The following is a 12,723-nucleotide window of genomic DNA, read 5'->3' on the forward strand; positions in this document are numbered from 1 at the left end:
GTGGCTGACGGATGCCGCCGAGGTTTACAACCCGGACGAGCGAGCCGCCATGCTCTGGCCATATCACGCCGATTCCGGATGGCGTGCCTTCACCAATAACTACGGCATTGTTGATGCCCTGAAAGTCGAAAAATTTGGTGAAAAGGTGCAGCTTAAAGCACGCCTGATCCCAAATCGCTTCCTGATTGAAGCCAATAAGGCCGGGCAGAAACTTTTTACCTCCATTGAAGTGCGGGAAAACTATCTGGGCACGGGCAAATTCTTTGTGTCCGGTATCGCCGTGACGGATACCCCAGCCAGCATTAACACTACACGCCTGCAGTTTTCCATGGGGGAAGCCATCCATATGGGCAACGCAGAGGCGCTGAATTTTACGCTGCAGCCTGATGATGAGCAGGCCAAACGCAACTTCTTCTCCCGCTTCTTCTCATCTGACAATCACCAACAGGGAATTTACCAAGCCATGAACGAAGAACAGTTCAGCCAGTTAATGGGTGCCATTAATAAAACCAGTGAACGCCTGGACGAGCTGGAAAAAAACGTCGCGCAGTTCAGCGCGAAGGATGCCCCGAAAGATACCGGTGATAACAAGCCGGAAGGCAGCACCGGCGATCAGGGGCAGGACAACGCAGAACAGAACAACAAGGACGACAAAACCTTCACGCTGACCACCGAGCAGGGCGAAAAGCTGTTCTCCACAGTGAACGCCATCGCGGAGAAGGTTACCAGTATGGAAACCGCATTTGCTGAACTCAGCAAGGACGCCACGAAGCTGCCGGGCAACAATCCGGCCGGTGGCGAAACTTTTAACCTGGTGTAACCGGAGAGAGCGCAATGAATTTCACACCAGAAGCACAAAAGCTGGTTAATCGCTATATCAGCGAACTGCAAAAAACATTCAGTGACTGCGAACACTCGAGCGATCGTTACTTTTCACTGACCGAACCGCGCAGCATTGCCCTGCGTAAAGCCCTGCTGGAAAGCACGGAATTTCTGAGTTTCATCACCTGCATGGACGTTCCGCACCCGCAGGGGCAGGTCGTCACCGTGGGTGAATCCACGCTGCGCACCGGTCGCGTGAAAAGCGGTCGTTTCGCCAAAGGTTCGGGCATCAAAGGCAACGAATTTAAACTCGTTGAAACCGATTCCTGCTGCGTGATCACCTGGGAACAACTCGCCATCTGGGCGAATGCCGGCAGCCCGCAGGAATTTTTCAACCTGATGAACTCCGCCGCCGTCACCAACTTTGCGCTGGATATGCTGCGCATTGGCTTTAACGGTAAAGAGGCTGCTGAAAACTCTGACCCGGAAAGTCACCCGAACGGCGAAGACGTCAACATCGGCTGGCATGAAATCGCCAAAAAATGGGGAGAACAGCCCGGCAATACCTCCCGTATTCTGACGGACGCCGTTACCCTGGGCGAAGGCGGTGATTATGTCGGCCTTGATGCCATGGCCTCAGACCTGATCCGCACTTATATCCCGGCGCAATATCACAACGATCCTCGCCTTACCGTACTGGTCGGCGCAGACCTTGTGGCTGCCGAAGAACTGCGCCTTTACAACAAAGAGGACAAGCCTACCGAAAAAGTGGCCGCACAGTTGCTGACGAAGAACATCGCAGGCCGCAAGGCCATCATTCCGCCGTTTATGCCAGGCAAGCGTATGGTGGTGACCATGCTGCCAAACCTGCAGATCCTGACGCAGAAGGGGTCCCGCCGTCGTAAGGCAGAAGATGTGGGCGATCGCAAACAGTTCGAAAACTCATACTGGCGTTACGAGGGGTACGCCCTGGGCGATCCGGATTTATATGCTGCCGTGGATGAGTCTGCGGTCACCATCGCCTGATAAACGGAGCGCACGGTATGCCAACGCCAATGCAGCGACAACGTGCCCGACAGATGGATGAGCGCCGTGCGGCGCTCATGACCAGAACGGACGGGCGCGCCATCAGCACAGAGAGTCAGCACATTAAGCTGCTGGCACTGGATAACGACATCAGACAACTGCACAACATGGAGCTGCTGTCTGACAAGCTGGAATTCAAACGGAACACGCTGCTGCCCCGCTGGCTGCCACACGCACAGGCTTATCTGGAGGGGGAACGCGTCTATCAGAATCCCATTCTGGTGTACTGCATCATCTGGCTGTTCGATACCGGGCAGTTTGAGATGGCGCTGCGGTGGGCTGACATTGCCATTGAGCAGGGGCAAAAGACGCCGGAGAACTTCAAAAGCGAGCTGCCAACGTTTGTGGCCCATTTCATTCTTGAATGGGCAGAAACCGAAGCTGAACGCGGGAACAGTATCGCGCCATATTTTCAGCAGGTGTTTGAAAAAATCCGCGACAAATGGCGCGTGAATGAACGCCTTGCTGCCCGCTACTGGCGCTTTGCAGGCGTCCTGCTGCTGCGCGGCGATGACGGCAAGCCACAGGCCAGCGCAATTAACGATCCGGAGAGACTGCAACAGGCCGACCAGTGCCTGGAACGGGCTGCCTGGCTGCATCCCAAAATTCAGGTGAAAACCCTGCGCCAGCGCATTGCCGCAAGACTGCGCGCGTTGCAGGGCACGTAAACGACTCCCAACAACCGGGCGGGCGCGGTGGAGGTGTGCCGGCAAAAGCCATCAGCACACTGCGGAAACCGGTCAGCCCGCCTTTCCCCGGAGTGAGCATGTTTGACGGGAAAAGCATTCACTATCAGCAGGCCATTATTCAGAACGATGGATTCTGGCCGGATATTGATGCCGGCGATTTTGAAAAGAGCCGCAGCATCCCCGCCGTCACGTCACACGAAACGGTGCTGACGGCGCTGCTTTGCGCGGTAACAGAGATTAACACTGAACTGGCTGCACGCCGTGAATACTGGCAGGAACAGGGCTACATCCGGGCCGCTGATATTCCGGGTTACACCGTGTTGCAACCAGAGCCGCGCAATACGGATGCACAACCTGAACGGATGCAGAACCACATTACAGCACTGTACACCAAGGCTGTGTATGCCCGCGCAAAGGCTGATCTTTTGCCGGAATCTGCCAGCGTGGGGCGACGCGAGGCGCAGCCCTCATCAGAAGCCAGCGAGAGCCGCCGGACGTTACTGGCTGAAGCGGCAATGGCGGTGCGGGCGCTGCTGGGCCGACCGCGTGCATCCATCGCGCTGATTGATTAAGGAAATGGTATGACGCAACTCGCCAGCCTGACGGCATTCATTGAAAACAATCTGCCGGCACGCGCACGCATTCCGTTCACCAGTGACATGGATGACATCACGCTCGTTCCGTTTACGAAGTCGCTGGGGCACGGGCAGTTATGTACGCAGGTTCGAAAATATACGGCTTTTCTGCGATGGGACGCATGGCCCTACCGCAAACTGAATCCGGATTTGGTGTTTTCTCTGGTTGAAGCCTGGCTGGCAGACAACGGCGGCGACCTGCGCCAGCGCCTGGCACCGGATGCGCCAGCCGTTGACGTCGAAGTGGATGATGAAAATGAAGTGGCATGGCTGGAAATCAGTCTGCCGCTGGTTGATCCCATCACCCTGGTTGAGGACGAAAACGGCCCCATCCCCAGAGGCGGGAAACGTTACCAGCTGGAAAAGCCTGAAATCTGGGTGGCTCAGGCGCATCAGCTTCACTGTCAGGTGATGCCATGACGCGCCCCGTGATTAACGAGTCACAACTCCGGCAGGTTCGTCGCGCCATCAGAGAGGCAGAACTTCCGCCGGCAAAGGCCAGAAAGCTGCTGGTTCGCATTGCGAAATACGGCCTGATACCGGCTGCACGACGCAATGTGAAAGCACAGCGAACACCGGAGGGGGCAGCCTGGGCACCACGAAAAAGACCGGATAAAACCAGCGGCAGGTATAAAAACAAAATGCTGCTGGGACTGCCGAAACTGCTGGCCATCAGGGTTGATGGCAGCGGGAAAAGTGTCCGCCTTTTCTTCAAAAAAGGGGATTACAACACCGGCTCTCATGGTGGGGCAGTTGCGTGGGTGCAACAGCACGGCGCAACCATCAAAGGCCGCGCCACAAAACGCCGGGACAGCGAAGCCATGCGCACCCGTCCCGCCACACGACGGCAGGCAGAACGCCTTCTTTCTCTGGGCTTTCGCGCCCCCGTCGGCGCGGTCAGCAAAAAAACCGGACGCAGGGGATACAGAAAACCTTCCCTGAAATGGATTATGGAAAACATGAGTATGGCGCAGGCCGGGCTGGTGATCAGCATTCTGAAAGGCGAGCAGAAAAAACGTGTATGGGAAATCAAAATTCCCTCCCGCGCATTTCTGGGAGCCAGTAACGCTGAATTTGCCCGCATTCTGGAGGCGCAATTGCGCAGCCTGCATTACGGCGGCACGAGATAACAAAATCAGGAGACAAATCATGACCTGGCCATCTGTCACGATTGAACAGTACAACACATTCAGCAGTTCACCGGACGGCGTGGAAAATACACTGCTGTTTGTGGGCAATGCACAAAACAACAAAGGTAAGGTTCTGCCGGTTAACGCTAACAGCGATCTGGATGAACTGCTGGGAACGAACGCCAGCCCGCTGAAGAATTTCCTTCAGTCCGCACTGACCAATGCCGGACAAAATGCCTTTTTCTATGTTGCCATTCTGCCGGAAGCCGGCAAAGGCAAAGAAGCAACGCCAGCCTGCCAGGCATGGCAGAACGCCATACTGGCGGCTCAGGAAACTGTTTCAGTGGAAGGTGTGGTGATCACCGAACCGGTCAGCACGAAGGATGACATCAACGCCATACAGGCGTTACGTCAGACCATCATCAATAAATATCAGCGCCGCATCTGGTTCATCCTGACCATCGCCGCCAACGACGGCAGTAAAACCTGGGCGGACTACGTTGCCGAACTGACCACGCTACAGAAAGGTATTGCAGCCCCGCAAATCATGCTGGTTCCGGAAATTTTTGGCTTTGAACCGGGCGTTCTCGCCGGCCGTCTGTGTAACAGCGCCGTCACCATTGCTGACAGTCCGGCGCGTGTGGCAACCGGGGCGCTGTCCGCACTGAAAACCACAGAGCGCCCGAAAGACAGCGCAGGGCAGGCAATTGATCTCGCCACCCTGCAGGCGCTGGCAACCGCACGCTACAGCGTGCCCATGTGGTATGCCGACTATGACGGCCTTTACTGGGCCGATGGTGTGACACTTGAGGTGGAAGGTGGGGACTACAACGTTATTGAGCATGTCCGCATTGCTGACAAGGTGGCGCGCCGCGTGCGGCTGATGGCCATCCCCAAAATTGCCGATCGCTCACTGAACAGCACGCCGGGAAGCATTGCCGCACATGAAACGCTGTTTGCCCGCCCACTGCGTGCCATGGCGAAATCAACGCAAATTAACGGCATCACGTTTCCGGGCGAAGTGAAATCGCCTCAGAAAGGCGACGTGGTTATCACCTGGCAGGACGAAAAGACGGTCAGCATCAGCATTGTCGTCCGCCCTTACGCCTGCCCTAAAACCATCAAAGTGGGCATTCAGCTGGATAAATCTCTGGAGGAAAACGCATGACGACCCGCATTAACGGCATGGCGTTTGACACCTTTATCGGTGGAACGGATATCCATGTGAAAAGCATCTCACTGGACATCAGCGATGAAAGCGCCGTTGCCAAAACCCGTGGCATCCCTGACGGCAAACTGCGCGGCCCTGTCAGTGCCGAAGGTGAAATCGAAATGAGTACCCGCAGCTTTAACCAGCTCGGGGAAGTGGCTGCTCAGGCGGGATCGTGGCGCGATCTGCCGCCAATGGATTTTGTGTTTTACGCCAACACAGGCACTGAAGAAATCCGCGTCGAAGCCTTCGGTTGCGAGCTGATGCTTTCCGGCCTGTTAAGCATTGACACCGAGAGCGCAGATCTGACCACGCACAAAATCAAGTACGTGGTGGCAAGCCCTGACTTTGTGCGTATCAACGGCGTGCCCGTTCTCTCAGAGAACGACGTGCGCGGACTGATGGGGTGAACCATGCAGGAGCATGAGCGCACCATTATCACCCTGGGCATTCTGGGCGGAATCGCTGCCGCAAGTCGGGTGCTGGCTGGCGCAGAGCCGATTACGTTGCGGTTGTTTGTGGGTCGAACCCTGCTGGGGAGCGCGCTGGGTGTTTCTGCCGCTGCCCTGCTGGTTCGTTACCCGAACCTTGACCCACTGGCCATTGCCGGCGCAGGCACCGCAATGGGCGTTGCCGGTTACCAGATTGTTGAAATCTTCCTGCGTCATATGCGCCGGAAGCTGGGCGAGAAAGAGAACAAAGAGGAGTAACAGCAATGCTGTCTCGCAGGGAACAAAAAGCTGCCGCCATTGCCTGGAAAATTATCCGGGCACTGTGGTACTGGCTGCGCAAACCTCAGCAACCTCATAAGGAGCAAAAATGAAACTCTCCGATAAGCAACAACAATTTACCGTCATGATCGGAAAACTTATCCAGTTTGCCCATCAGCGCGGTTATGGCCTGACGTTCGGTGAGGCGTACCGCACGCCAGAACAGGCAAAACTCAACGCACAAAAGGGATCCGGCATTGCCAACAGCCTGCACTGCCAGCGGCTGGCCGTGGATTTTAATCTGTTTATTAACGGTGAATATCAGACCCGTACAGAGGCCTACCGCGAGCTGGGCGAGTACTGGGAATCCCTTGGTGGCGCATGGGGCGGTCGTTTTAAAAACCGCCCGGATGGCAATCATTTCAGCCTTGAGCACGACGGCGTGCGCTGATTTTACGCTTAATAAGCCTTCCTGCAGGCTTATTAAGCCCTCTTATTCTTGACTTTAAAAGGAAATGATGATGAACGATAAAAACACCCAGACTACCGCAGAGAACACCATCACTTTACAGGTCGGCGAGCTTGAACTGACGTTTATCCCGACCGTAAAGGCCTACAACGACCTGCAGAACGACTTCATGCCGGATAACAAAATCGCGCCGCTGAAAAACTACCTGCGCCGTATCGTGATTAAAGAGCACCGCGATCTGCTGAACCAGTTGCTGGAAAAACCAGGAATGCCGGCCAGCCTGGCAACAGCCGTGAATAACGAGTTTGTGCCGGAAGTGGAAATCACCGTAAAAAAATAAAAAGCCATCTGGGGGCCATTGATCGCAATGACCTTACCCGGATGCTGATTCTGCGCCGCCACTGGCTGCCCGGCGAGGATGACTCGCCGCAGTCACTGGCTGCCGCCGTCTGGCTGGATAACCACTACTGGGAAAATATGGGCATCGCCGTCAATAACGGCATTATCCGTGCTTTTAAGGGATCGTAATGTCACAACAGCGCCTTGAATTACTTCTTGAACTGACAGACCGCCTGACAAGGCCGTTGCGTGCAGCCGGGCGACAGGTTCAGGGATTTGCTGCAACAAGTCGGGGAGCCTTTCGGGACATTGCTACCGGAGGCGCTGCGCTCTGGGGAGTGGGTGCAGCCATTCAGGGAGCACTGATGCCAGCCATTGAAATGGACAGGGCGCTCGGTGAGGTGAAATCACTGGGCGTCGCAGAGTCCGGATTGCGTAAACTCAGCCGCGCCGCCGTTGATTTCACTATGGAATACGGCGGGGCTGCGCAGGATTTTGTGCGTGCTTCTTACGACATCCAGTCAGCCATTGCCGGGTTAACTGACGATGAGCTGTCCCGCTTCACCACCGCATCAGCAACGGTGGCAGCAGCAACCAAATCCAGCAGCCAGACCATTACCGCCTACATGGGCACCATGTACGGCATCTTTAAAGACCAGGCTGATGCCATGGGAAAAAGCAAATGGGTGGAGCAGGTCGCCGGGCAAACCGCCACCGCCGTGCAAATGTTTAAAACAACCGGCGATAACATGTCAGCAGCGTTCACCACGCTGGGTGCCAGTGCAAAAGCGGCCGGTATTGATGCGGCTGAACAGTTCGCCGTGCTGGGACAACTACAGGCCACCATGAGTGGCAGCGAGGCCGGGACAAAATACAAGGCATTTCTTGCCGCAGTAGGCAGCGCCCAGAAAAAGCTGGGGCTTAATTTCGTGAATAAAGACGGCACGATGAAAAGTGTTGTCGAGATCATGAAACTTATCAGGGGTAAATTTGGTGATCTGTCAAAAGTGGCTGATTCCGATTTGCTGAAAAGCGCCTTTGGCTCCGATGAAGCTGTGGCCATGATTAAATTACTCAATGCGGACATTGGCGGACTTGAAAAGAATATCGCCACGCTGGGCAATATCAAAGGTATGGATAAGGCTGTCGAAATGGCGCAGGCCATGGCTGATCCATGGGAACAGGCCGCCGCAATTATTAACGGCATTCGCATCGAAATCGGCACGCAGTTGCTGCCTGTTCTGTACCCGTTTATCCAGAAAAGCAACGAAGGCGGTAAATCCTTTGTTGCCTGGTTACGTCTGTATCCCAATATCACACGGGCTATTGGTTTACTGTCTGCCGCCCTGCTGGGCATTGCCGCAGTGGGTGCCGTTGTCAACATTATGGTGGGTGTGGCGAAGTTTGTCTGGACAGGACTGCGGCTGGTCTGGCTGGCAGCTGTTGCGCCGCTGAAGATCCTCATTCTGCTGAAACGCACACTGACGGCTACCATGTGGGCATTCACTGTAGTTGCGCGAACGGTCAGGGCGCTGTATCTGGCCATGTCCATTGCTATGGGGACATACAACGTCAAAGCAAAAATTCAGCTGGCGCTGCTGAAATTACAGCGCGCCGGACTCTGGCTTTATTCTGTTGCGCTGGGTGCCGCCGGCATAGCAATGAAAATCTACACCGCAGTCACCAGCGGAGCTGCAATTGCAACACAGTTACTTTTCAGCCCCATCACATTAATCATCCTGGCACTGGCTGCGCTGGGCGTGGGCATTTATTTCCTAATCACCCGCTGGGATGAGATTAAAGCCGCGCTGATGGATACCGCCGCCTTTCAGTGGGTGGCTGAAATGGTCGGCAGTATGGGGGCATGGTTCGGCAATGCATGGAACACAATCCAGGACGGCTGGAATGCACTGGTTAACTATTTTTCCACGCATTCACCACTGGATGCCCTGAAGGATCTCGCGGGCGGCATCCTGAATATTTTCAGTAACCTCTGGGAACTGGTGAAACAGTCCTTCAGTGATTCATGGGGCTGGATTGTAGGCAAGCTCAACATGATCCCCGGCGTCAATATCGACACACCGGAAAGCACAGGAAGTGGCGAAGGCTCCGTATTAACCGGCGGCAAAGCCATCAGCGCGGGACCGGGCGGCATTGCGGCAGAGATGCAGAACAACAGCGAAAACCAGACCACCATCGACAACTCCCGTCGTGTGGTTAACGTCAATGTGCAGGATCCATCCCCTGCCCGTCTTAACGAGTGGATGGAGCTGCATGCATACTGATAAACCGCTTTACATTGATTTGCTCATCACCGGCCGCAATCTCACGCTGAACAGCGCCAGTGAGCCGGTGTTATGCAACAACAGGGAAAGTATTGCCCAGGACTGCCAGCACGCCATCATTGAGAGCGGACTGGCAACGCGCCTGCTGGCTGAAAAAAGCCCGACACTTCGTGCCGACATCATGATGCAGATGACACTGCTGATTGAAGATGATGAGCGCATCACACCCGGCACGGTCAGCGTGACAGAAGAAACCCCGCTTTCTGGTCGCCTGCTGATTAGCGCCCACACCGAAGATTTTTTTGAACCCCTGACTTTTACGGTATCTCTTGATGATTAACGGCAAACCAACCGCAGATTACGAGCGCATTCTGGCTGATAACGGCATGCCGGTAACCGAAGAACAGGCACGCGCTGAATTTGAAGCCATTGTCAAAGACGAAGGGCTTATCACCAACACATCCCGCATGTCGCCGTTCTGGCGACTGATTACAGCCATCACCACAAAACCCGTGATGTGGCTGAAAGATGCGCTGGTTAATGTGGTGATGAAAAACCTGTTTCTGGCTGATGCCAGCGGTGTATTCGTTGATGTTTTTGCCTGGGCGGTAAACCTGCAACGCAAGGCTGCCACGCACGCAGCTGGCGTGATTCGTTTCACCAAAAACGACATTGATCGCGCAGTTACCGTGCCGGCCGGTACGCAGATTCAGACAGAACGCATTAACGGCGTGATTTATACGCTGATCGTTGTCAGGGATACCGTTATTCCGGCAGGAACACTCAGCATGAGCATCGATGTTTCTGCGGAACAGGCCGGAGCCGGCTTTAACCTTGCGCCGGGATATTACCGCATCCTTCCGGTGGCGATTGATGGTATTGCCGGCGTTGAGAACGATGAAAACTGGCTGACCACACCGGGTGCCAACGAAGAAAGCGATGACGAGCTGCGTGATCGTGTTCGCAATCAGTTTAATCTTGCCGGCGCTTATCACACCGATGCTGTTTACCGGGGATTAATTGCCGGCGTTGCCGGCATCAGTGCCGACCGCATCTATTTTCTGCATGACGCACCACGCGGCCCCGGCACAGCAAATGCTTACATTCTGCTGGATACTGGCATCGCATCCGAACCGTTCGTTGATGCAGTTAACGCATTCATTAACGATGAAGGTCATCACGGACACGGTGATGATCTGCGCTGTTTTTCCATGCCTGAAACACGCCACACCCTGACCGTGACACTCTGGTTATATGCAACACTGAATCTCAGCGATGAGGAAATTCAGACGTTATTGCGCAATGTGGAAAATCTGGTTCGCTGTGCATTTCGCGAAAACAGCGATTATGACGTTCAGAAAACATGGCCGTACAGCCGTTTCAGCATGTCCAGACTGGGCGAAGAGATCCACCAGGTATTTCCACAGGTGGAGTCGGTTACATTTTCTCTTCCGGATATTCTCAGTGATCTGGCTGTTCCTCGTCTGGAATCCCTTACTGTGGAGGTGAGCGCGTGAAACTTCCGGAGCTCCCTGAATTCCCGCTCCCCACCTGGATGAATAAAGGCGAGCCGTTAACGCTGGCACATTCATCGCATCGCTACTGGGAAAAGGTATACAGCTGGCTGACGTGGCCACTACAGCAGATTGATGTCGACACCTGCGCAGAGCCTTTACTTAACCTGCTGGCTTATCAGCGCAATATCACCCGATTTAAAGGTGAGCCGGTTTCGTTATTTCGCTTAAGAGTGAAACACGCGTTTATTAACGCTCAGGACTCTGGCGAACGCGCCGGCTTCGAACGCATCTTTAAGCGTCTTGGCGTGGGAGACGTTAAAACACTGGAACGGCAACTGCAGCATGACTGGGACGTTATTTTACTGCGCATTAATGACACCCAGTTAAGTGAAAACAACGCGCTGATGATGCAGCTCGTGCGCCAGTATGGTCGTACCTGCAGGCGCTATTTCTTTCAGGTAATCAATACAACCACTGCCCGGCTGACAGCCGGCACATTCGATGGCCATTACAGGTATCACACAGCAGAAGCAACGGTGAGAAAGGACACCATCTGGTTAACCGCTTCGCTACAGGCAGGACATTACGGCCTGTCCGTGGAACATTACACATTACAGGCAGATGAAGCATGAGCACGATTATTACTGAACAGTACGAACACTGGTGCGCAAATCAAATCATCAGTGGAAAACCTGCGCGCCCGGATACATTTGTTTTTGCATATATTCCGGGACAGGATGAATCCGCAGAGATCCCCCGCGATGAGATACTCCCTGATGAATCCATGATTCAGTATCGTGCGCCGGTCACCCAGTACGGCCTCCTGTCGCCGAACGCGACCGCGTTTTCCATCATTCTGGACACGACAGTCGGCGACTTCGAATACAACTGGATCGGTCTGCTGAACGAAGAAAGCGGCGTGCTCTGCATGATTGCACACACACCTCGTCAGCAAAAAATTAAAACAGCAAACGGCGTGCAGGGAAACAACCTGATCCGCACATTTTCCATGGAGTTTGACGGCGCAGCCGCAGCAATGCATATCGATGTCAGCGCTGATGTCTGGCAGATTGATTTCACTGCACGCCTTGCAGGAATGGATGAGGCCCGCCGGCTGCTGGCGTTTGATCACTACGGTGAAGCCGCTTTTCTGGGGGATGGTTTTCAGGTCAGCTATCAGGACGGTACCGCTACTGTTGCCGCCGGCGTGGGTTATGTGGGAGGTCTGCGCGTCAGTCTGCGCGAACCTTACAGCCTGCCGGCTGCGGTCGGGGATACCCTCTGGATTGATGCAAGCTGGCAGGGATTTGTTACCGGCGAATGGAATACCGTTTTTACGTTCTGCGCCCGCCAGGAACATGCGTCTTATACAGACGGTAACGGCTTCCGACACTTTGTCGCGCCACTTGCAAAAATGACAGGAGATGGCCCACAGGACCTGCGCCCGGAGACACCCGACGAAGAACAAAGCAATGCACTGGCAAAGCACGAAAAATCCCGCCATCATCCGGACGCAACACTGAAGGAGAAAGGCTTTGCGCAGTACAGCAACTCCACCGACAGCGACGCAGAAGACCGCGCCGCCACATCAAAGGCAGTAAAAGCCGCAATGGATAAAGCAAAAGACGCTGTTGAGCGCGACGGCGACACCATGACCGGGGAGCTGAAAATCCGTGGTGTTAATGCACTGAGGATTTTCAACGAAGCTTTTGGCCTGATTTTTCGTCGTTCTGAAGAGTGCCTGCATCTTATTCCCACCCGGGAAAATCAGGGCGAAAACGGCGATATTGGTCCCCTGCGTCCGTTCACTATTAATTTGCGGACGGGTGAA

General features: G+C 54.7%; 17 protein-coding genes. All 17 read left to right on the forward strand.

Features of this window, described 5'->3' with window-relative positions; genetic code table 11:
* Positions 1-820: GPO family capsid scaffolding protein (locus EQY_RS0110185; protein WP_000327055.1), on the forward strand; the 820-nt coding region annotated here is incomplete at its 5' end.
* A 14-nt stretch (positions 821-834) separates the two neighbouring features.
* On the forward strand, positions 835-1,848 hold the full coding sequence (locus tag EQY_RS0110190; RefSeq protein ID WP_001011910.1) for a phage major capsid protein, P2 family: 1,014 nt from the start codon (positions 835-837) through the stop codon (positions 1,846-1,848).
* A gap of 17 nt (positions 1,849-1,865) precedes the next feature.
* Positions 1,866-2,576, forward strand: a complete 711-nt coding sequence (gene gpM, locus EQY_RS0110195) for a phage terminase small subunit (RefSeq protein ID WP_001142998.1) — start codon at positions 1,866-1,868, stop codon at positions 2,574-2,576.
* Between the two features lie 98 nt (positions 2,577-2,674).
* On the forward strand, positions 2,675-3,169 hold the full coding sequence (locus tag EQY_RS0110200; protein WP_000459495.1) for a head completion/stabilization protein: 495 nt from the start codon (positions 2,675-2,677) through the stop codon (positions 3,167-3,169).
* A 9-nt stretch (positions 3,170-3,178) separates the two neighbouring features.
* Positions 3,179-3,652, forward strand: a complete 474-nt coding sequence (locus EQY_RS0110205; protein ID WP_000192586.1) for a phage tail protein — start codon at positions 3,179-3,181, stop codon at positions 3,650-3,652.
* Positions 3,649-4,362, forward strand: a complete 714-nt coding sequence (locus EQY_RS0110210; RefSeq protein ID WP_000197973.1) for a phage virion morphogenesis protein — start codon at positions 3,649-3,651, stop codon at positions 4,360-4,362. Before EQY_RS0110205 ends, EQY_RS0110210 begins: the two co-directional genes overlap by 4 nt.
* 19 nt (positions 4,363-4,381) lie before the next feature.
* The gene (locus tag EQY_RS0110215) at positions 4,382-5,530 is read left to right on the forward strand and encodes a DUF2586 domain-containing protein (protein ID WP_000220196.1); all 1,149 of its coding nucleotides are present in this window, start codon (positions 4,382-4,384) and stop codon (positions 5,528-5,530) included.
* Entirely contained in the window at positions 5,527-5,982 is a 456-nt protein-coding gene (locus EQY_RS0110220) for a phage protein (protein WP_000213187.1), read from the forward strand. The genes EQY_RS0110215 and EQY_RS0110220 overlap by 4 nt, the downstream gene beginning before the upstream one ends.
* A gap of 3 nt (positions 5,983-5,985) precedes the next feature.
* The gene (locus EQY_RS0110225) at positions 5,986-6,282 is read left to right on the forward strand and encodes a phage holin family protein (RefSeq protein ID WP_001155241.1); all 297 of its coding nucleotides are present in this window, start codon (positions 5,986-5,988) and stop codon (positions 6,280-6,282) included.
* 109 nt (positions 6,283-6,391) lie between these two features.
* Positions 6,392-6,733 carry a M15 family metallopeptidase gene (locus EQY_RS0110230; protein WP_000777017.1) on the forward strand — a complete coding sequence of 114 codons (342 nt, stop codon included), beginning with the start codon at positions 6,392-6,394 and terminating at the stop codon, positions 6,731-6,733.
* Positions 6,734-6,803: 70 nt separating this feature from the next.
* Positions 6,804-7,091, forward strand: coding sequence for a putative phage tail assembly chaperone (locus tag EQY_RS0110235; protein WP_000998380.1), 288 nt, complete (start codon positions 6,804-6,806; stop codon positions 7,089-7,091).
* 41 nt (positions 7,092-7,132) lie between these two features.
* Positions 7,133-7,279, forward strand: coding sequence for a DUF6890 family protein (locus EQY_RS26600; RefSeq protein WP_000906383.1), 147 nt, complete (start codon positions 7,133-7,135; stop codon positions 7,277-7,279).
* Entirely contained in the window at positions 7,279-9,375 is a 2,097-nt protein-coding gene (locus EQY_RS0110240; RefSeq protein WP_000082775.1) for a phage tail tape measure protein, read from the forward strand. Before EQY_RS26600 ends, EQY_RS0110240 begins: the two co-directional genes overlap by 1 nt.
* A complete protein-coding gene (locus EQY_RS0110245; RefSeq protein WP_000556623.1) occupies positions 9,365-9,715 on the forward strand; it encodes a DUF2590 family protein in 351 nt (116 codons plus the stop codon). The genes EQY_RS0110240 and EQY_RS0110245 overlap by 11 nt, the downstream gene beginning before the upstream one ends.
* Positions 9,708-10,892: a baseplate J/gp47 family protein gene (locus EQY_RS0110250; protein ID WP_000606949.1), complete on the forward strand. Its 1,185-nt coding sequence runs from the start codon at positions 9,708-9,710 to the stop codon at positions 10,890-10,892. The genes EQY_RS0110245 and EQY_RS0110250 overlap by 8 nt, the downstream gene beginning before the upstream one ends.
* Positions 10,889-11,524 carry a phage tail protein gene (locus tag EQY_RS0110255; RefSeq protein WP_000775227.1) on the forward strand — a complete coding sequence of 212 codons (636 nt, stop codon included), beginning with the start codon at positions 10,889-10,891 and terminating at the stop codon, positions 11,522-11,524. Before EQY_RS0110250 ends, EQY_RS0110255 begins: the two co-directional genes overlap by 4 nt.
* The coding region (locus tag EQY_RS0110260) for a phage tail-collar fiber domain-containing protein (protein WP_000104015.1) at positions 11,521-12,723 on the forward strand (1,203 nt) is incomplete at its 3' end. The genes EQY_RS0110255 and EQY_RS0110260, both read left to right, overlap by 4 nt.

Origin of the sequence: Escherichia sp. TW14182 (genome assembly GCF_000208525.1) — a bacterium.
Taxonomy (GTDB): Bacteria; Pseudomonadota; Gammaproteobacteria; order Enterobacterales; family Enterobacteriaceae; genus Escherichia; species Escherichia ruysiae.